The 19,618-nt window shown below is 39.0% G+C and carries 16 protein-coding genes; 3 read left to right on the top strand and 13 right to left on the bottom strand.

The genetic code is table 11. The features are described 5' to 3' along the window. Positions 1 to 76 precede the first annotated feature (76 nt). The 4 genes from A5N88_RS26090 to A5N88_RS06845 all read right to left on the bottom strand — a co-directional run bounded on the left by A5N88_RS26090 (position 77) and on the right by A5N88_RS06845 (position 5,627). Positions 77 to 199 (bottom strand): hypothetical protein, encoded by a 123-nt coding sequence (locus tag A5N88_RS26090; RefSeq protein ID WP_260525547.1) that lies wholly within the window; start codon positions 197 to 199, stop codon positions 77 to 79. A gap of 631 nt (positions 200 to 830) precedes the next feature. After that, entirely contained in the window at positions 831 to 2,675 is a 1,845-nt protein-coding gene (locus A5N88_RS06835) for an SEC-C metal-binding domain-containing protein (protein WP_066264341.1), read from the bottom strand. A gap of 471 nt (positions 2,676 to 3,146) precedes the next feature. Continuing rightward, positions 3,147 to 4,493 (bottom strand): M20/M25/M40 family metallo-hydrolase, encoded by a 1,347-nt coding sequence (locus A5N88_RS06840; protein WP_412733831.1) that lies wholly within the window; start codon positions 4,491 to 4,493, stop codon positions 3,147 to 3,149. A 414-nt stretch (positions 4,494 to 4,907) separates the two neighbouring features. Beyond that, positions 4,908 to 5,627: a general stress protein gene (locus A5N88_RS06845; protein ID WP_066264345.1), complete on the bottom strand. Its 720-nt coding sequence runs from the start codon at positions 5,625 to 5,627 to the stop codon at positions 4,908 to 4,910. Positions 5,628 to 6,042: 415 nt separating this feature from the next. Here A5N88_RS06845 and A5N88_RS06850 point away from each other — a divergent pair, with 415 nt between their 5' ends. Further along, a complete protein-coding gene (locus A5N88_RS06850) occupies positions 6,043 to 7,041 on the top strand; it encodes an MBL fold metallo-hydrolase (RefSeq protein ID WP_066264346.1) in 999 nt (332 codons plus the stop codon). Positions 7,042 to 7,068: 27 nt separating this feature from the next. On the opposite strand, the gene A5N88_RS06855 is transcribed toward A5N88_RS06850, so the two are convergent. Both A5N88_RS06855 and A5N88_RS06865 read right to left on the bottom strand, forming a co-directional pair. After that, complete coding sequence (locus A5N88_RS06855) at positions 7,069 to 8,589, bottom strand: class I adenylate-forming enzyme family protein (RefSeq protein WP_066264347.1); 1,521 nt, start codon at positions 8,587 to 8,589, stop codon at positions 7,069 to 7,071. A 522-nt stretch (positions 8,590 to 9,111) separates the two neighbouring features. Continuing rightward, complete coding sequence (locus A5N88_RS06865) at positions 9,112 to 9,414, bottom strand: DUF5634 family protein (protein WP_066264350.1); 303 nt, start codon at positions 9,412 to 9,414, stop codon at positions 9,112 to 9,114. A gap of 252 nt (positions 9,415 to 9,666) precedes the next feature. Between A5N88_RS06865 and A5N88_RS06870 the strand changes: the two genes are divergently transcribed. Further along, complete coding sequence (locus tag A5N88_RS06870; protein ID WP_412733829.1) at positions 9,667 to 10,116, top strand: DinB family protein; 450 nt, start codon at positions 9,667 to 9,669, stop codon at positions 10,114 to 10,116. 182 nt (positions 10,117 to 10,298) lie between these two features. On the opposite strand, the gene A5N88_RS06875 is transcribed toward A5N88_RS06870, so the two are convergent. From A5N88_RS06875 to A5N88_RS06890, 4 genes are all read right to left on the bottom strand, one after another. Further along, positions 10,299 to 11,084 carry a GNAT family N-acetyltransferase gene (locus A5N88_RS06875; RefSeq protein ID WP_066264351.1) on the bottom strand — a complete coding sequence of 262 codons (786 nt, stop codon included), beginning with the start codon at positions 11,082 to 11,084 and terminating at the stop codon, positions 10,299 to 10,301. A gap of 705 nt (positions 11,085 to 11,789) precedes the next feature. Further along, positions 11,790 to 12,281, bottom strand: coding sequence for a CDP-diacylglycerol--serine O-phosphatidyltransferase (gene pssA, locus A5N88_RS06880; RefSeq protein WP_066264352.1), 492 nt, complete (start codon positions 12,279 to 12,281; stop codon positions 11,790 to 11,792). Between the two features lie 112 nt (positions 12,282 to 12,393). Then, the gene (locus A5N88_RS06885) at positions 12,394 to 13,941 is read right to left on the bottom strand and encodes an amidase family protein (protein WP_066264355.1); all 1,548 of its coding nucleotides are present in this window, start codon (positions 13,939 to 13,941) and stop codon (positions 12,394 to 12,396) included. A gap of 252 nt (positions 13,942 to 14,193) precedes the next feature. Next, a complete protein-coding gene (locus A5N88_RS06890) occupies positions 14,194 to 14,634 on the bottom strand; it encodes a DUF4395 domain-containing protein (protein ID WP_066264356.1) in 441 nt (146 codons plus the stop codon). Positions 14,635 to 14,893: 259 nt separating this feature from the next. Here A5N88_RS06890 and A5N88_RS06895 point away from each other — a divergent pair, with 259 nt between their 5' ends. Then, on the top strand, positions 14,894 to 15,079 hold the full coding sequence (locus tag A5N88_RS06895) for a hypothetical protein (RefSeq protein ID WP_066264357.1): 186 nt from the start codon (positions 14,894 to 14,896) through the stop codon (positions 15,077 to 15,079). 684 nt (positions 15,080 to 15,763) lie between these two features. On the opposite strand, the gene argH is transcribed toward A5N88_RS06895, so the two are convergent. From argH to argF, 3 genes are all read right to left on the bottom strand, one after another. Continuing rightward, entirely contained in the window at positions 15,764 to 17,155 is a 1,392-nt protein-coding gene (gene argH, locus A5N88_RS06900) for an argininosuccinate lyase (RefSeq protein WP_066264358.1), read from the bottom strand. 196 nt (positions 17,156 to 17,351) lie between these two features. Continuing rightward, positions 17,352 to 18,569, bottom strand: a complete 1,218-nt coding sequence (locus A5N88_RS06905) for an argininosuccinate synthase (protein ID WP_066264361.1) — start codon at positions 18,567 to 18,569, stop codon at positions 17,352 to 17,354. Positions 18,570 to 18,645: 76 nt separating this feature from the next. Then, a complete protein-coding gene (argF, locus tag A5N88_RS06910) occupies positions 18,646 to 19,617 on the bottom strand; it encodes an ornithine carbamoyltransferase (RefSeq protein WP_066264362.1) in 972 nt (323 codons plus the stop codon). Between the last annotated feature and the right edge of the window lies 1 nt (position 19,618).

Here is a 19,618-nt window from a genome sequence, read left to right on the forward strand (position 1 = left end):
CAGTTCCCTTTTTTACTAAGGTCATCATAACACAATTAAAAAATATTTCCAGACCCGAAATAATTATTTTTTAAAATTAGTCTATTATCCTGCCCGTTGATTTATAAAGGTCGCACACTTTCCAAGCCGTCGGGAAAGCCTCTTCCTCATTGTGCTTATGCGGGTCTTCCTTTGCCTGCTTTTCTGAGAAAGAACTCATTCCTTCTCCTTCAATCAACATTGGAAGTTTACTGAGACAAGGGTTGCGCCTTGAACTTCCTGCTGGTGGATTTACGCTTCAGGCACTCGCTTTCCGCGGGGCTGCCGGAAGCCTCCTCGTCGCTGTGCTCCTGCGGGGTCTTCCTTTGGCCAGCTGATCCCGAAGGAGTCTGGTACCTTATTCTCCAATCAACTTTGTATATCAATCAACATCGGGAATTTAAGATAGATATGGGAAGTGCCATGTCATTCCTGCTGGGTGGTTTCCGCTGCAAGCACTCGCTTTCCGCAAGCGGTTGATAGAGCTTTTTCATCTATGTACTACTACAAGGTCTTCCTTAACGCTCTATTCTAAACAGGAGGTCTTGCGTATCCTCCCATCTCAATTATTGAGCTTTTGCAGAGTAAAAAAATAAAGCCCCAGTTTTTTATCGAGAAAAAACTGGGGCTTTTTGATATTTTTTATAAAATATATTGGCTTTTTACGTAAAATGGTGTAACTATTATTTTCAAAAGATAGTTAGGACACTTGACGCAGTATGCAAGCCTTCGAATAATGAGAATCAAAATTTTATGATGGCTGACTAAATTAAGGATTCGTATCTAAAGCAATATTCTAAGGAAAACAGATATTAATTAGCAGCAACTGCTTTTTTTTCAGTAAGTTCCATAAGCTGAGCTTCTGTTTTTTTCAAACTTGATGTTAATACTCCTGAGATACCCTCAGCCTTATTTTGGTCAACCCATTTTGCAAATGCCTTTAGAACACTTATGAAGTCCTTTACTTGGGTTTTGGTCAAGTTTTCATGCAATCCGGCATAATCTGTGCCAATTAGGCCTTCCCAGAAAGGAAGTGTACACTCCTCCCATTGCTTGATATGCGGATGGAGCTGCATCGCTACCCTTAAATCCCATAAGCTGTTTTTATATTTTCGGACTGTATTATCCTTTTTTCCATCAGTCTTCTCAGTAAAGAATTGCACAAAATCCGCTGCATAGAAAGGCTCCATTTCCTTTTCAGAGAAACCAAGTTCCATGTATACTGGATCCTTTTCATGGAGAGATTTCTCACGCTGTAAAAGAGGTTCTAGAACCGCCTTTCTTTCTGCCCCTCCAGTTACGAAAGGAGAAAGCTTCAGTCCCAGCTGATTGCGCACAGAGTTAAAATCAGCGGTTACATCTACGTTTTTAAATCTTTTCTGTATAAGCTGATAAAGCGTGTACTCTGATTGTTTTAACCAGGTATCTGCATCATCTGCTCTTCCATTTTGGACAAGCTCCATTAAGGAATTTCCGTCTAATATAGGGTTTTGTTTATGAATATCAAGACTTGCATGATTTTGAGCATAAAGAGCAAAATATTGCGGCACGTTTGCATCTGCCTGTACAAGTGTATTATGAAGATCAAAGTGGGAAGGAACAAATGTCTTTTCGTCCCTATCTTCTTCCAGGACAAGGCTGTCTTGTAAATTGCCAAGCCAGTTTTTCATTTCTTCTGCTTTCTCTTTATCCAGTGCAATAAACTGCAGGCGATTGCCTGTAATGGTAAAGGTTCCGAATAAATCTACAAGGCGAATCTCTTCAGCCAATTCAGAATCCCTATAGCTTTTCCAATTTCCTACCCAGCTAAGGCTCTTATGATGCGTTTCCCACTTTTCAACCAGTAAGTTTTCCTGGCTATAAAGAAAATCATGCACATATTCCTCGTTTACTATTCTGTAATCCAGTGAATACTGATGGACTTCTTTTGTTGTTTTCCCGTGTTTTTCCGGTTGATTCTTATCCTCGAGAAGAACCACTATTTCAAGAAAACGTTCAACCAGCAGCTTTTCTATTGTGCAGGCGGTTTCCTCCGCCCATTTAAGTAATTGTTTTTTTACATGATCGATGGTGGATGGATCGTAGAAAGTCCTAACGCCATTAAAATAAGAATAGTCCTCGAAGCTTTCTATTAAACTAAAGGCTCCATACCATGGTAAAAAGTTCCCGATATTTTCTTTAATATTTTTTATATTGAAACGCTCTTTTGAAAAAACGTCCTCAAAAACAATATCTGATCCAACACGATCTACAGCCTGTACAAACGCTGGCTTCATTGCCATCCAATCCTCGGCCATCGTCCGTTCACTTTCAGATAATTTGTTCCCTTTTTCCTCAATAAACCATTCGATTCCACTCTTTCCATTCGCATATGTACGAAAAAAGAACATCCAGTATAGAAAATATCCTTCATGTTTATCTTCACTTAGTAAATGCTTCGTTCTTGTACGAAACTCGTGCTTTAACTGGAAATAGTTACTCATAGAGTGGCTTTCTTCGAGAAACTGTTTAAGCCTTAATACCAGTCCATGACGCTGTACAAAGAATCTCTCGAGCTTTAATTCTTCTAAATTTGCAACATGGTCTTTTTTCATACAGCATTTCTTGTATTTTTTGCCGCTCCCACATGGGCAAAGATCATTTCTATTTACTTTCATTACTATCATTCACCTGCAACTTTTCTTTCGTTATTGTTAAGACTCATTTCATTCTGCCTGCCTAGATTACCATTTAGGTAAAATAAACATTGGTCAGTAGCAGAGCCATTGTGAATAGCCGGACTTAGCCGGCTATTAAGAAGAGAATATATATTGGATATTTAAGGACCCTTCTTATTGTAGGCTAATCCTTTCAAAATTAAAAATGATAAACTAGTATTTAAATTCAGATAATGATTTCAACTGAATACAGTAAAGATTGCACGCTATTAAACTCAGAACAGTCTGATATATCTGCCCCTCAGGTTTGGTAAAGAAATCAATTACGTTTTTACCTGTAAAAATAAAAGAGGCTTATAAACACCTTTTAAGTCACCCTCTTTATGAAAGAAAAATAAATTTTAATTAAATAAACTATTAACCCAATGTAGTCTCTATCTTGCTCAAGGGGCTTTCGGCTAGCGAATTATTTTATAACGCAGGATGAATGGCAGTATGCAGAGTTGCCATCATAAAAGCCATATGTACAACTCCCTGTTCGAAGTCCTTTAAGCGAATTGATTCGTTCGGCGCATGAGCCTTTGAACCTGCCCAGCCAATCCCTGTACTGACAATCGGGAGATTAAGCTTTTCACCAAAAATATACATAGGACCGGTCCCTGCAGCATTCGGAGCAAGAATCACGTCTGATTTATAAACCTTCACCGCTGTGTCCAGTACATGATGAACAAATGGATGATTAAAATCAGACCGATATGCTTTCTGTCCATTTATCATTTCAGCTTTTATATCTGTAAATCCATTGTCAATTAAATGTTTTTGGATACGTTCCAATATGTGATTCGGATCCTGCCCCGGTACTAAACGGCAGTCCAGCTTAGCCTTTGCGTTTTTGGGAAGAACGGTTTTTGCTCCGGGACCTGAATAACCACTTTCCAAACCGCAGATCGTCATGGTTGGTTCAAAAACCATGGCTATGCGGGGATCTTTGCCTGTATCTTTTGTTATAAGCGGCCTTTTCAATCCGTATAATTGGCCAACAGCCTCTTCATCAAAAGGCAATCCTTGAACAACCTTCCTCTCCTCTTCTGTTGGTTCTGTCACCCCATCATAAAAACCTTCCACTAGAATTTCATTCGTTTTGCTTTTCATCGATGCAAGTGCCTGTACAAGCCTCCAAGCCGCATTGTCAACATATGCCCCCACTGATGAATGCATATCAATGTCCGCACCTGTGCAAGTCAATTCAAGATACGCCATACCTTTTACCCCTGCTACCATGCTGACCCGGTTTTTTTCATCTTTGCTTCCAAATTCCCATATGCAAGCATCCGCTTTAAATAGCTCTTTGTATTTTGCAAGATACGGCTCGAGATTGGGGCTCCCAATTTCTTCTTCACCTTCGATTAAAAACTTTATATTACAAGGCAATCCGCCCTCAATGGTATTTAATACCTTTATCGCGGTTAACCTGGCGATGAAGTCACCTTTATTATCCGCTGCTCCTCTTGCATATAAATGTCCATTTGCCACAGTCGGATGAAAAGGAGGTGTATTCCACTCATCCAGCGGCTCAGGAGGCTGCACATCATAGTGATTATAGAAAAGAAGGGTTGTATTGGAATTCCCATCCCTGCCTGCAGGAAAAAAACCATACACCACTGGATTACCACCTAATCCATCTAATATCCTTGCCTCGCCTCCTGTGTCCTGCAGCATTTTCTCCACCAGCTTGACTGTTTCAGGTATTGCTGCAGCTTGAGCAGAAATAGTAGGAAGTGAAAGGTACTGATGTAAATCACTCATTGCCTGGTCCATAATATCTTTTGTTTTTGAACGTATACTTTCCAGTAAGACTGTTCCCATGTTTCTTATCCTCCTTAAGATCACTCTCCTTATCTATATTTCGATTCCCTAAATAAAAACCCTTTATATTTTTAGAATTTATTTAAATATTCTGTTGTTTTGAGTGATCTTTCGATTTCTGAGTACAAATCTAGATGTCCGGGATTATCAATTAAATTATATGTATAGCTATTACATCAGCGCTGTTCTTCCTGTCTGTTTCTTTCTGCTCAAATAAATTTTCACAGATAGATACCATGCTATTGTTCGCATCAATTGTTCTTCTCCCTTTTTCATTTCTGTCCAAAAATAAAAAAGGGGTAACTCAAAAGGCCGCATAAAACCGTCTTTTGAGTCAACCTCCTCATTTTTTTTAGATTAAAAGAATCATGAATGATCCCATTTTCTTTCTTCTTCCCCTTTATCAACTAAATCCCTGACATCCCTTTCACCTCGCGGATTATAGCTTTTTCCCTTGTATTGAATCTCGGAGGCATTGTTTTCCTGATTTTTATTTTGATGGATCGTGGAATTGGATCCAAATGAACTTGTATCCATTTCAATATTTGATCCTGATTCAATCAGTGTCGGTTCATTTCTTTCATAGGACTCCAAAGAGCGATTGATTGCACTTAAGTCTTCCCCCCTCCCGATTAAATCAAAGGGGTTTTGGCTATTTAAAAGATTTTCATCTATATAATGCTGATGTTCAGAGTCAACATCTTTATTATGTGCCGATTTTCCATTTCTCTTCACCTCTTGCCCCTCAGTTTCACCCAATAACACAATTTTGCCATCATCGATTAAACCGACAACCCTATTGGCATTTAACTGGGATACGCCTAGCTGCATAATGTTATCTCTCACACTTTCTGAACCCGTCTCACCCTTAAATTTTGCCATTAATTCATCAAATAGGTTTATGTCGGTATCCAATACTTGTTCTCCTACATCCATTCCTATACTGTCTTCAATCGTATTAATAGCCCCTTGATTACTGGCTACCACAACCAACTCATCTTTTGAATAATTTGCCGACTTCAGCTGATTAATTTCTTCAATAGCTTCTGCTTTTGAATCATATATACCCAAAATTTCTTTTGTCATCCAGCATTCCTCCTTGAAGGGGCATTCTTTTATTCTTCCTTTTTCCTAATTGGAAAACTTTGAAACTTCCATTTCATAACAATCTTATCTATATGATAAAGTCATCTGTTATTTTTTAGCTCATTTTACAGTAAAGAAAGGAAACCTTTCAGAGAAGCTGAAAGGCGTGTGAGACGGTAGTTTCGCACAGATGAACTAAAAAACGAGCAGTTTTCAACATAGAATATTAAAAAGAGCCTTACTAAAATCTGCAAATAACTTTTTGGTCAGTAAAACAAAAAGATTAAAGAACTTATGGAAAAGAAACGGAAATGTTTTTCATAGACAATCTAAAAGCAAAAGGATTATAGTGTATATTAATAATAGTTAATTAATTCGGATTTTTTTCCATTCAATAATGGTTGGGGGAGCAGCTATGATTACTGAAAAGATAGGAAATATCACGGTAATAATGGGCAAAAATAATAGCAGAGTGCCATTCAGTACTTCTTTGGTAATTGAATCAAAAGAAGCTGATGTTCTGATTGATTGCGGCGGTGGAGCGGAAGTTTTCCAGCATTTGAAAAAAGAATTCCAAATTCGCAGCCTTTATCTGACCCATTACCATTTAGACCATGTCTTCGGAGCATACTTGTTCAAGGATGAAGCCACCATACATATTAATCCATATGATTATCTTAAACTTAACGATCCCTTTGAATTAGCAAAATCAAGCGGCATGGCAGGAACCCGTGACAAAAATGAACTGGAAAAGTGGATTAACAAATTCATTAAAAAAAATAAACCTTTAAACCCGGATCGTCCGCTATGGGAGCCCATAATCGGCATCGCGGATTGTACGTATCCTTATGAGAAGACAATTAATCTCAGCGGAACCAATATGATCATGCTTCATACGCCTGGCCACACGGAAGGATTTTGCTGCCCTTATTTCCCTGAACAGGGAGTCCTGTTTGCCGGAGACTATGATTTAACTTCTTTTGGACCTTGGTACAATAATGCGGATTCTGATATTGACGAATTTATCCAATCTAGTAAAAGAACTCTGGAGACAGATGCAAAGTACTTTGTCACTTCTCACCATAAAGGCTGGCGCAGCCGCGATGAATATGAGAAAGGCTTGACAGCCTATATTGAAAAAATTTATGAAAGAGAGGAAAAAGTCCGTCTGTCTATACAAAATGGGGTCTCCCCTGAGGAAATTGTCCATAAAGGAATTTTTTATTTTGTTGAAAATCATCTTAAAAACCCAAATTTGATGATTTCTGAAATCGTGGGAATAGCTAAACATATTCAACGGCTTATCAAGCAGGGGTATCAATATGAAGATTACAGTATAGAATTCATGTCTCATTTTAATCTGACACAGGAAGCCATCGAATATAGAAGTTTACCTTATTATGTAACCGGATAAAGGCCCATTAATGCGGGCCTTTTTGCTTTAACGGTTTACCGCCATCTCTCTTAATACAGTCTTTAATATCTTACCTACACCATTTCTTGGCAAGGCATCAACAAAGACGACCTCTTTGGGTGATTTATTTTTTGCCAAAAAGGACTGACAGTGCTGGATCATTTCCTCTTCAGATACTTCAGCTCCAGGCTTCCTCACGATAAATGCAACAACCTCTTCACCCATTCTTTCATCCGGAACTCCAATTACCGCTGCCTCCAGCACAGAAGGATGGTTCACTATCAGCTCTTCTATATCTCTCGGATAAATATTGAAGCCTCCACGAATGATCAAATCCTTCTTTCGGTCGACAAGGTAAACGTATCCATCATCATCTACTTTGGCAAGATCACCTGTATATAACCAGCCGCCTTTTAACACTTTATTTGTTTCTTCTTCATTTAAAAAATACCCAGGTGTTACGTTTTCACCTTGGACAATTAATTCTCCAACTTCATTTGGAGCCAATTCATTCCCTTCTATATCCACTATCTTTATGTCGACACCAGGAATAGGCAGTCCCGCTGAGCCTGGCTTATGGGGTATTCCATCATAGCTGGAAGTAACGATGGGAGCCGCCTCTGAAAGGCCATAGCCCTCTGTCACATCTGCCTGGAATTTCTTTTTAAACTTTACGCTTAAGGCTAGAGGCAAAGGTGCTGAACCGGATGTTAATTTATCTAAACTGGATAAATCATATCTATCTGCATGAGGATAATGGTACATCGCGTATACCATGGCAGGAACAACGGAAAAAGTACGGACTTTATACTTTTCAATGGCAGAAAAAACCTCTTCCACATCAAACTTTGAAAAAATGACAATAGAACTGCCCTTTAGATAACAAATATTTGAAACCGTCAAACCAAATACATGAGCTAGAGGCAATACTCCGAGTGTAGTTTTGAGAGACTCCTTATTAACCGAGGCTGAGCTCGCTGCATTTGAATAGAGATTTTGATGGGTAAGAATTACACCCTTTGGTTTACCTGTCGTACCGGATGTATACAGGATGACTGCTGGTTCATTCACGCTTGCCTTCAACAAAGAATTAGTTTCTTCGTTTTCTTTTTCATTAAACCAATCCTTCATTTGGATGACAGAAGCATCCTCTAGAGAATCCGTGGAAATAACAGAAGGTTTATGAACCAATCCGTTCGTTGCTTCTTTTATTTTTTGCAAGCTAGCTGAGGAAGTAATAATTGCTTTAGCATTCGAATTTTTAATAATAAATTCGATTTCATGATGGTGAAGCAGATGCATAACAGGAACAATCACCGCTCTAGCCCTGGTTATACCTTGATATGAAAACAGCACCTCTGGGCAGTTTGGCATACAAACGATTACCCTGTCTCCCTCTTGGATACCTAGATTTTTTAAACCGGCAGCTATTTGCCCTGCATGCCTTTTTGTTTCAATATTACTGTACTCTTTTTCTCCGAAATACAAAAAAGGATACTCCCCATACGTTTGAATATTATCATCAAGCAAATCCTGAAGAAGCGGCATTTCTCCCATCTCCAATCATGTAGGATAGTCGTTCATAACATTCTCTGTATCTAAGTTGGTCATTCTATTTTATATGAAAAATAGTGTGTTTAACATCGTTTAAGAAAACGCTCTCGAAATATTTATCTTTTACATAGTCCCACCCTCAAAACTTCATAGCATGACCTTTGTGAATCCCTTCAATAGGTGCCGAACTATCCTTTATACATATGCACTCGAAGTGTATTTATACCATTATCAGTGCTGCCGCCACTCTGATAGTGGCCACAGGGAGGGAAACTAGTAAAATGGAATCTAACGTTTTGGCTCTTTCATTCATTAGCCTTATATGTTACTTAAAAAATGCTGTTAAAGCATTAATTTTTGTTTTTTTTATAAAGGATAATTTCGTATGTTATTTTATTCTGAACCTAGATTTCCAATCACAGTTTTGTGTCAAACAGCAACAAAGTTCATTAAAAGAGCCTACATAAAAAAACCGTCAAAGACGGTTTTTTATCTATGTATTCATTTTCAAGAGAATCACCAGCTCTCAATTCTATTAAAAACTTCATCGAGAGAGGTGTACCCTTTATTTTCACCTGTTTCAGATTGAACCGTCCATTCGTGGCTTGCAGGTGCAACTTCCCCTTTACTGTTTTTGATAAATGGGTTGTTGATCATGTAAACATGGCCATCCTTTCTCACAGTAAAGCCAAAGTAGCATTGGTTCCCTTCTCCTTCTTCTTCATACACCCCGATTTCCTCGAGATCATACTCTTCCATTAGCTCCTGAAGCATTTGGGTCATCTCACTTATTAAGTGTTCCCGATTTATAAATTCCATGTAAATCGCCTCTTTCTTTCGACCGGTTTATTGAATATAGGATATTCTTGATTTTAGGGTTTCCGAAATCACATAGATTATTGCTATATGATTTAAATTCTTGAATCACCAGTGCAAAAAATTTGTAATAGGAAAATGTTTTACAAAATCCTTCTTCATTTCGTATAGTAAGTATGGTAATTAAAGAAAGGTTTGGTAAATGAATGCTTTCCACATAATATTATCAGGCCTAAAAAAGAGGAGGCTGTTCAATTGTCTAAACAATTTGAGCTTACAAGAAAAGTTCTGATTTCATTTATTGAAAATCTTGATGAAGATACGGCTGGTATTCAACCACGTGGATTTAATAATACGATTCAATGGCATATCGGGCATGTACTGGTATCTGCTGAAAGCTTTATGTATGGATATCCAAAAAAATCTTCTCATATTCCCGAAAGCTATCATGAATTATTCAAAATGGGAACCAAACCCGGCGACTGGAATGGAAATGTCCCTAGCATGAAGGAATTAACAGAGCTTATAAGAAACCAAACAGAAAGAATTAATCAATTGCCTGATGAATTTTTTACTAATAAGCTGCCCTTTACGTTCCCTTTTGGAAATATCGAAACATTCGGCGATCTATATGGTTTTATGCTTTACCATGAGGCTGACCATATAGGACAAATGAAAGCGATAAAGCGTATGATTGAAGCATAAAAGCTTTTTGATGACAGCACGAATACTGGACTCTGTTGTTTTTTAGCTCATTCGTGTGAACCAGCCGTTTCACACGCCTTTTTAGCACAGCTGAAATAATGAGCTAAAAAACGAACAGTCATCAAAATGAAAAATTAACAGAGGCTACAATTAGAAAAGGATTTTGGTAAGGACATCAATCTTTATCTGAGCATAGTCCATTTGCCAATGTTTTTAAAGCCGATTTTATGATAAATCCTTCCTGCCTTTGGATTATCATAGAATAAACAAAGTGATTTTCCTTCTTTTAATAGGTCCTTTGCAAGCTTTTGCACAACAAGTGAAGCATATCCCTTTTGCCTGTGATCATTGTGCGTACAAACCCCCACTACCATGGCGGATATGGAATTCTCAGCAGTTGTAGAAGCGCAGGCAACCATTTCATGATTCATTTCTATATAATAGGTTCGCGCTGTTTTCGTTTCTATCCCCTTCATCATCATTTCTTTGGCATTGGGATTAGGAACAAATTCCTGAATGGTTTCGCGGAGGCTGAGAATACGATCTATGTCCTCAATGCCTGCTTCCTTGATCGAAGCCTCTATCTCTTGCTGAAAAGAGAACGATTCCAATGTACACTCACTAAAGTAGGTAAGCTGTTTTTTAAAACGATTTTTCATACTTTGTTCAAAGGGAAGAAGAATCTCTTCTTTACCGGAGATTCCCTTTACATTTGGGTTTGCTTTGATTATATTTAGAAATCCCTCACTGTCATATCCTGGCTTGCCGTATGGTATATATGTATCATAGAAACGCAGCAGCACACCCCTCAGCTCACCTGTTTCAGAAAAATCTCCCCATAGCTCTTGAAAATCCTTATCGTATCCAAAGGACTCAATATCTCCAATGATAAAAAGGTTTATGGATGGCTCTTCTTTTAAAAAACTCATAACTTGACTGTTTAATTTTTCATTCAGCTTTTTAATCATATCCGGTATCTCCTTTGTATAAAAATAATAATTATAAAATTCCTCCCTTGAAGATAAAATGGTTCACGTTACCATTTAAAGTAATTTAACGATAAAATTCAATCTTGTCAATACTTTCAAAAAAAACAGCAAACTCACGCTCACCTGCTTAAGGATTCCGGAGTTAGAACTTAATCCCCAGCTATAGTATCCTAAAACATAGAGGCTGTACCAAATGGTGCAATGATACAAAGTGAACTTGGCAACAGCAACTTTTTTGGCTTGTTGGTTTCCACTGCAAGCATTCCTTTTCCCTTCAATCAACCTTTAAGTTAAATCAAAATTGGGATTGTAGATAGATATAGGTAGCGTACTATTTATCCTGCTGGGTTGATTTCCGCTGCAGACACTCGCTTTCCTCTGGCGGTAGTGGAACCACATCATTGCATGGTTATGGGGATCCCCCAATAACTTGCTTAACTTGCAGGAGCTTTTTGCCTTCCACTTTATTTAACGTTGAAACCAAACAATCATTGGGTACTATTAGATATGCTCAGCGCTATTCATCTTGCCTGTTCTTTGCTGATCAAATAGTTTCTTAGCAGATAGACACCATGATATTATTCGCATCAATTGTTCTTCTCTCCTCCTTTTTCTGTCCAAAAATAAAAAAGAGGTAACTCAGAAGGCAGCTTTTAACCGCCTTTTGAGTCACCCTCTTTATATTTACAATTTTTTTACTTTTATGGGTGCTACCATTAATACAGCAAGTATGATCGTTATAAATGAGCTGCTGTAGGAAAACAATCCCATGAATGCAAGAATTAAACCGGCTGCCGGAATAGGGACACCGATAAAATAACCTCTTGTAGGATGTGCACTGAACCTTGCAAGCCTTACGACACCCATAGTCGGAAACAATATAAAAGCAAAGGAAGTCAGCAAGGAAACAGGAGCAAAAGAATGGAACAACAAAGCTGGGGCTACTCCAAAGCTAACGATATCCGCTAATGAATCCAGATGAATCCCTAAAGCACTGTCCGCTTTCAGTTTCCTGGCAATTCTTCCATCAAAGAGATCAAAAAATGCTGCTAAAAAAATAAAGATGGCCGATGCTTCTGGAAAGCCGCTCATATTAATCGTAATACTTAAAACGCCGCAGATAAAATTGCCGATTGAGAAGACATTCGGTAATGTTTTTACAAGTTGAATAAGCAAAAATCTATCCTCCCCTTTCCCTTAATTATTCTTTCTAAGAATGAAAGGAGTATTCCACTTTTTTCAAGGCTGTTTTCGAATAGATGGTTGCTTTACGTACAAGAAGAAAGGCTTATGAAAAAATCCTTTTTTCAATTACCCGAATCTCTTTCAGCTTTGGGCAGCAATAGACCGGATCCTCTCCGGTTGAATCCATAAAGAAGGTTTTTTCAAGCTCTGCGGCAGGCTTCAACAGTAAATCTTCTCTTCCTTTTGAAGCCATAAACTGCACGCCTAAAGGCAATCCCTGCTTCGTAACATGTAAAGGAACCGACATTGCAGGCTGACCTGTCAAATTGGCGAGCTGTGTAAAAGGAGTCCTTTTAAAGCTTTCCACAAACAGCCTGTATACCATCCCAGATTTCAATAATAAACGCTGAAGCCCCATGCTTCCTACTATGCGGACGAATGCATTCTCGATTTTCGTCGTGGAAAGCTCTCCTATCTTCGCTTGAAGCAAGGCTGTAGCAGGTGTCATATAAAAGTCAAAGCCTTCATAAAACAGCTCCATTTGGCAGGAAGCTTGATCCCATACTTGAATATTTTTCACAAATTCTTCTGCTGGTGTAATCTTTCCCATTAACGCTAAAAGCCATGTAGAAGGCTCTACATCGGTAAAACGGACCTTTCTTCCGATATGCTTTCTAATGGCTGATAGTGCTTGGGCTGTCTCAGCAAAATACAAGGTGAAATAAGCCTTTGTTATAGCGTGCCCATCTACTGGAGGTTCTTTTTCAATCAAAACATGGCCCATGGATTCTAAAAGTAAAGCTGCCTTTTCAACGGCTTCTTGACACTCTGCATCTACTTCTGTTCCAATTGGAGACCTCACAGAAAAGGCAATTTTCATTTTTTTAGGCAGCGGCTCAGTTATACTTTGTAAGTAAGAGCCTTGAAACGGAATAGCAAGGAAAGCCGCCCCTTTTTCAACGGTGGCAGTATGATCAAGCATCGCAGCACTGTCCCGTACGCTTTTTGTTAAAACATGATCAACGCTTGCCCCCTGCCAATGCCTGCCATATAAGGGGCCAACAGATGTCCTGCCCCGTGTAGGTTTTAAACCAAACAACCCACAATAAGCAGCTGGTATTCGAATGGAACCTCCACCGTCATTTGCCCCTGCCAGAGGAACCATGCCTGATGCTACTGCGGCTGCTGCTCCTCCGCTTGATCCTCCAGGTGTATAATCAGGATTCCAAGGATTTCTGGTAGGCCCATGATGCTTTGGTTCAGTAATGGCCATCAATGCAAGCTCAGGTACGTTTGTCTGGCCGAGGAAAATGGCACCTGTCTTTCTTAAATCTCTTACATAATGGGAGTCCTGGTTTGCCCTAAATGTTTGGAGTGCCCTCGACCCTGAAGTAATAGCCTCGCCTTTTATTTCCTGCGTAATGTTTTTCAGCAGCATAGGAACACCTGCAAATACGCCGTTTTGTTCTACCCTGGCAGCCTGTTTTTTTGCCTGGTCATACATTTTATTGATTATGGCGTTAAGCTTTGGATTCCGCTGTTCAATTCTTTCGATTGCTTCCTCTGCCAGTTCTTCTGGTTTTACCTGACGGGTTTTAACCAGTTGGGCAAGCCCTAAACCATCGTAGCTTTCATAATCAAATGAGGACATTTTCTCTCCCCTTCTTTTTACCTACGTTTTCGCCTTGAAACTTCAGAATCCTCTTTTTGGCAGAAAAAATCAAGCTATATTAGCAATGAGATGAAACGGGATTTCCTCCTTATAAAAATAGCTTTGTTAAAGGACTCTGTTGTTTTCAACATCGATAACAAAAGCCATAAAAAAAGAAGACTTAAGGCAGATTCTTTCCAAATCTGGTCATCAGTCTTCTTTTAACAGGATGTTATTCTAATAAGCTCAGGGTTATCCCTGGCTTCTTACTTTTCTTCTGTATTTAAATTGATTCCATTGGAAATAAATAAAGCAGCCAATACAAAATCCGCATATCGCAATCACTGCTGCCAGGGCAACCATAATGGTGAAAATGTAAAATATAGCCTTTAAACCAACTAATGCACTGATGAAACCCCCAGCAAGGCAGCATACTGCAATCACTTGATTAAATTTTTGCTGCTTCATATCTTCCGGTATATAGGCAGTTATTGGCTTTCTAAGAAAGTATTTTGCTATTTTCATTACAGGGTTTACATCAAATAAAAGACCGCATAAGCCTGCAAGAAACGGAATTAGCAATATCCATTCATTTTGAAAAATCCAGGTTAGAAGAACAGAAAGAACAATCGTCCACTGATTCACCCTTACAAGAGGTCTTGGAATCGAAGGGGGTCTAGTATCATTTTTCATTATATCCAACCTTTCTGATCAGAATATTTATATTTAATGATAATGATAAATGTTTTATTAATAATTGACAACTCAGAAGTTCTGTCTCTATTACTATGGCACTGCTAATCTGTCTGTTGATTTTCGCTGCAGGTACTCCAATCAATATGGGGGAATAATTAACATTGGTCTTAAACAGAGCCTTCTTATAAAATAATGACAAAAATATACTTTTCGATTAATCTTGTTATATTGCAATTAAAAAGTTAGGAGCAAGAATATGAAAAATAAATGGCTGCTTTATAGTTTGTCCATCCTTTTGATCATAGTAGCACCAATGGTAAAGCCCACTTCTTCAATCATGTCCGAAATTCTTTTGGGAATCGGCTTCCTCATTTTGATTAGTCTATTAAATCAGGCCTTTCAAAATCGAAAAAAACCAAAAAAGAAGAAGGGGATTTTTTAATCTCCTGTTAAACAGTTATAAGGCTAAGCAGATTTTTTCCCTTGAGCCAGAATGGTGTAGAAACAAACTTCAAAAAAAAGTCTCTGTTAAACTTCATTGTTGATGGGTCGGAATCCACAATGAAGTTTTACAGAGCCTTTTTTTATTGAGGGTATTTCTACATACTTTAATACTTGTTGATGATTGCAGTTTCGTTAAACAGAGCCTGAAAATAATAAAGCACCCAAAAGAGGTGCTAAAAAAATAGTTCGAATGACATACAAATAAAATGAATTTAAAGAGAATGTTCGTTTTTTCACCTCATATATATTTATCAAGGGAGGTGAGGAATATGACAAAACTTTACTTCATTTTTTGTACATTTATTTTCTTTCTTGTTGCACTGCTATCTCTTATTGCTCTTGTGGAATAAATTAATGACTCATCACTTGGTATGGCCGTACCAGGTGATTTTTTCATCACAATGATATCTTATACAAAATCACTTCTAAAAATGAATAGATTTTTTATATTTTCATTTTTAAATTTCGTAATAATATTCCTTATTCATACCAGACAAAAATGCTCTTTCCTACCCTCATTTAAGAACATCGTGTTTCTATACTCACTAACTTTAGTGCACTAAAGGGGATAGACCCCTTTAACGCTTTATCACTCAAAAGCATTTTCAATTAATTCCGGTGATCAGCTTTTTACAGGTTCTTTTTCGAGGATGGCTTCAGCCAGACCTACCTGGTGATAAACCTGATAAAGGGACGTCCCGCCAGTGCTGTTTCGAGCCTCTACCACATTTTTCGGATCTAATACGGTATAAATATCTTCTTCAAAGAGCGTGCTGAAGGATTTAAATTCACTGATCGATAATTCAAGCAGGAATTGATTTTTTTGAATGGCGTAAAGAACAATCTTGCCGATAATTTCATGCGCCTCCCTGAAAGGAAGCCCCTTTGTTACAAGATAATCGGCAATGTCGGTTGCATTCGAATAATCCTGTGAAACGCTGGCAAACATTTTATCTTTATTAATCCCCATTGTTTCAATCATAGGAGCAAGCAGCATTAACGAACCTTCGAGAGTATCAACAGTGTCAAATACCCCTTCTTTATCCTCCTGCATATCCTTGTTGTAAGCAAGCGGCAAGCCTTTTAATACGGTGAGCAAGGAAACAAGATTTCCATAGACTCTGCCGGTTTTGCCGCGAAGAAGTTCAGGAACATCCGGGTTCTTCTTTTGCGGCATGATGCTCGAACCTGTACAGAATGCGTCATCGAGCTCAATAAATTGAAACTCTTGGCTGCTCCATATGATGAGCTCTTCTGACAGTCTTGAAATATGTGTAATTAAAAGGGCGGCATTGGCTAAAAACTCCACCATAAAATCCCTGTCACTGACTGCATCCAGGCTATTGGGGTAAACTTGGTCAAAGCCAAGAAGCTCCGCTGTACGTTCTCTTTTAATGTTAAAGGTTGTGCCTGCAAGGGCTCCTGCACCAAGCGGAAGCCAATTGGTTCTTTTTAAACTATCCTCAAATCGTTGGCGGTCACGTTCCAGCATCCAGAAGTACGCAAGGATATGGTGAGAAAATCGGATGGGCTGCGCACGCTGCAAATGAGTATACCCCGGCATAATGGCTTCCATATTATCCTTTGCCTGTTTCAAAAGGGCTTTTTGAGCATTTTGGATAAGCTTGATCATTTCCTTTGTTTTTCTTCGGACATAAAGATGCATATCGGTTGCAACCTGGTCATTTCTGCTTCTGCCTGTATGAAGCTTCCCGCCCACAGGTCCAATTTCATCGATCAGCATCTTCTCGATATTCATGTGAATATCCTCATGTTCTACTAAATATTCAATTTCTCCCTCTTCAATCTTCGTTTTTATCGATTGAAGCCCTTTTTTAATAAGCTCTGCTTCCTCCGGCTTTATAATCTGGCATTCTCCCAGCATCTGGACATGTGCCAGGCTTCCTTCGATATCTTCTAATGCCAGTTTCTGGTCAAATGATATGGAAGCAGTAAATTGCTCTACCAAATGATCCGTTTCCTTTGTAAAACGTCCGCCCCAAAGTTTCGACATTCGTATTCCCTCCTGCAACGAAAAAAGATTCACTTTTTATTTGTATTCATTTCATCTGTGCTGCACAGTGCATCTCTTAAACTATTTTATATGCATAACGCTTGATAGCTTTTCCTTTCGGCAGCATAAGCACAAGCGCCAGACTTTGAAACTTTCTCTCTAAGTATCATGGTTTTGTAAGCATTGGCGCTTTTTTTTACGATTTGCTTGTCACTTTTTCTTTCGTATGGATCTCTGCAAAAACCTTTGTCGGAAGGCCCCAAAGCTTGATGAAACCTACCGCTGCCTGATGGTCAAAGGTGTCACCTTTTAAGTAGGTTGCAAGCTCTTCATTATATAAGCTAAACGGTGACTGACGGCCTACAACCATATGATTCCCCTTAAATAGCTTCACTCGCACTTTTCCCGTAACGGTCTTTTGTGTTTCCTCACAAAACGCCTCCAGTGCATTTTTAATCGGCGAATACCATAATCCCTCATAAATGACCTTTGCCATTTGCTGTTCAACAATCGCTTTAAACTGGCTTACTTCTCTTGGGAGCGTCAGGAATTCAAGCTCTTTATGCGCATTGATTAAAAGAACCGCGGCAGGATTTTCATATACTTCCCTTGACTTTATTCCGACTAAACGATTTTCTATATGGTCGATTCGGCCGATTCCATGCTTACCAGCCAGATCGTTCAGGCTTTCAATTAAATCGACCAATCCCATGCTTTTGCCATCCAGGGCAACCGGGACCCCATTTTCAAAAGAGATCTCGATATATTCAGACACATCCGGTGCTTTTTCAATTGGATTCGTCCATTCAAATGCTTCCTCCGGGGCTTCATTCCAGGGATTTTCTAAAACGCCTGCTTCACAGGCTCTCCCCCAAATATTAGCATCAATAGAGAAAGGATTATCCAAGTCAATAGGAATAGGAATCCCTTTTTCCTCTGCATAGGCAATCTCTTCATCTCTTGTCATTCCCCATTCACGAACAGGTGCAATTACCTGAAGGGATGGATTCAATGCCTGGATAGAGACCTCAAAGCGAACTTGGTCATTCCCTTTTCCCGTACAACCATGTGCAACTGCTACAGCTCCCTCTTGTTCAGCTACTTCCACGAGAAGCTTTGAAATAAGCGGTCGGCTTAGAGCAGATGAAAGCGGGTATTTTCCTTCGTACAGCGTATTTGCTTTTAATGCCGGTAAAATATACTCCTTAGCCAGCAATTCCTTGCCGTCCACCATAATGGCTTTTATTGCACCGACCTTCAGTGCTTTCTGTCGGACTGCTTCCAGATCCTTTCCTTCCCCTACATCTATCCCTAGTGCAATTACATCATAACCGTATTTTTCTTGAAGCCATTTTATCGAAACAGAAGTATCAAGTCCTCCTGAATAAGCTAGCACTACTTTTTCTTTCGTCATCTTTAACTCTCCCTTTATTTTTGAATAATTATAACACATAATGTTTATTTATGCATATAATTTAATAAAAAAATTCCTATCCCAATAAGTCTGCCAGGATGGCTTTTTGTGCATGCAATCGATTCTCTGCTTCATCAAACACTACGGAATGCGAGCCATCAATCACCTCACCAGCCACTTCCTCTCCTCTGTGAGCAGGAAGACAATGAAGGAAGATAAAATCTTTATTTGCATATTTACACAATTCGTTATTCACTTGAAAACCTTCAAAATCCACTAAACGCTGTTCATTTTCCCGTTCAAATCCCATACTGGTCCACACATCCGTTACGACTACATCTGCATTCTTTATGGCAGTTATCGGATCTGATGTCAGCTCGGCTGTTATTTTTGCCTTTTTGGCTGCTAAAAGCACTCTTTCTGCTATCCCCCGGTTCGGCTCATAGCCTTTAGGAAAAGCTACAGAGATATGCATTCCCATTTTCACTGCACCTTCCATTAAAGAATGGCACATATTATTATTTCCATCTCCGATATAACAAAGCTTTAATCCCTTTAAGCGGCCCTTTTTTTCATAAATTGTTAATAAATCAGCCAACACCTGTGCAGGATGATGCAGATCCGTAAGTCCATTGATTACCGGCACAGAAGCATGTTCTGCAAATTCCTCGATCATGCCATGGCCAAATGTTCTGATCATCAGCCCATCAACATATCTGGATAGAACCTTCGCTGTATCATGAATGGTTTCTCCTCTGCCAAGCTGGATGTCCTTTGAACTTAAAAATAATGCTTGCCCTCCCAGCTGGAGCATGCCTGCCTCAAAGGAAACTCTCGTACGGGTGGAGGATTTTTCAAATATCATCCCCAGTATCTTCCCTTTCAAAAGGGGCTGGCCTCTCCCTTCCTTGTGAAGGGTTTTTAACTCTATTGCTTTTTGCAGCAGCGAGCGAATTTCCAGGCTTGTTAATTCTCCTATTGTCAGAAAATCTTTGTTTGCTAAAATCTTCGATGGTATCCCTTTTATATCCAACGCTATTTGCTCCATT

The organism is Heyndrickxia acidicola (assembly GCF_001636425.1).
Taxonomy (GTDB): domain Bacteria; phylum Bacillota; class Bacilli; order Bacillales; family Bacillaceae_C; genus Bacillus_AE; species Bacillus_AE acidicola.

What these genes read in the sequence shown, in the direction of transcription:
- A5N88_RS26090 (WP_260525547.1), bottom strand. Translation starts at nt 199, where the DNA reads ATGAGTTCTTTCTCAGAAAAGCAGGCAAAGGAAGACCCGCATAAGCAC.
- A5N88_RS06835 (WP_066264341.1), bottom strand. Translation starts at nt 2,675, where the DNA reads ATGAAAGTAAATAGAAATGATCTTTGCCCATGTGGGAGCGGCAAAAAA.
- A5N88_RS06840 (WP_412733831.1), bottom strand. Translation starts at nt 4,493, where the DNA reads ATGGACCAGGCAATGAGTGATTTACATCAGTACCTTTCACTTCCTACT.
- A5N88_RS06845 (WP_066264345.1), bottom strand. Translation starts at nt 5,627, where the DNA reads ATGACAAAAGAAATTTTGGGTATATATGATTCAAAAGCAGAAGCTATT.
- A5N88_RS06850 (WP_066264346.1), top strand. Translation starts at nt 6,043, where the DNA reads ATGATTACTGAAAAGATAGGAAATATCACGGTAATAATGGGCAAAAAT.
- A5N88_RS06855 (WP_066264347.1), bottom strand. Translation starts at nt 8,589, where the DNA reads ATGCCGCTTCTTCAGGATTTGCTTGATGATAATATTCAAACGTATGGG.
- A5N88_RS06865 (WP_066264350.1), bottom strand. Translation starts at nt 9,414, where the DNA reads ATGGAATTTATAAATCGGGAACACTTAATAAGTGAGATGACCCAAATG.
- A5N88_RS06875 (WP_066264351.1), bottom strand. Translation starts at nt 11,084, where the DNA reads ATGATTAAAAAGCTGAATGAAAAATTAAACAGTCAAGTTATGAGTTTT.
- A5N88_RS06885 (WP_066264355.1), bottom strand. Translation starts at nt 13,941, where the DNA reads ATGTCCTCATTTGATTATGAAAGCTACGATGGTTTAGGGCTTGCCCAA.
- A5N88_RS06890 (WP_066264356.1), bottom strand. Translation starts at nt 14,634, where the DNA reads ATGAAAAATGATACTAGACCCCCTTCGATTCCAAGACCTCTTGTAAGG.
- A5N88_RS06895 (WP_066264357.1), top strand. Translation starts at nt 14,894, where the DNA reads ATGAAAAATAAATGGCTGCTTTATAGTTTGTCCATCCTTTTGATCATA.
- argH (WP_066264358.1), bottom strand. Translation starts at nt 17,155, where the DNA reads ATGTCGAAACTTTGGGGCGGACGTTTTACAAAGGAAACGGATCATTTG.
- A5N88_RS06905 (WP_066264361.1), bottom strand. Translation starts at nt 18,569, where the DNA reads ATGACGAAAGAAAAAGTAGTGCTAGCTTATTCAGGAGGACTTGATACT.
- argF (WP_066264362.1), bottom strand. Translation starts at nt 19,617, where the DNA reads ATGGAGCAAATAGCGTTGGATATAAAAGGGATACCATCGAAGATTTTA.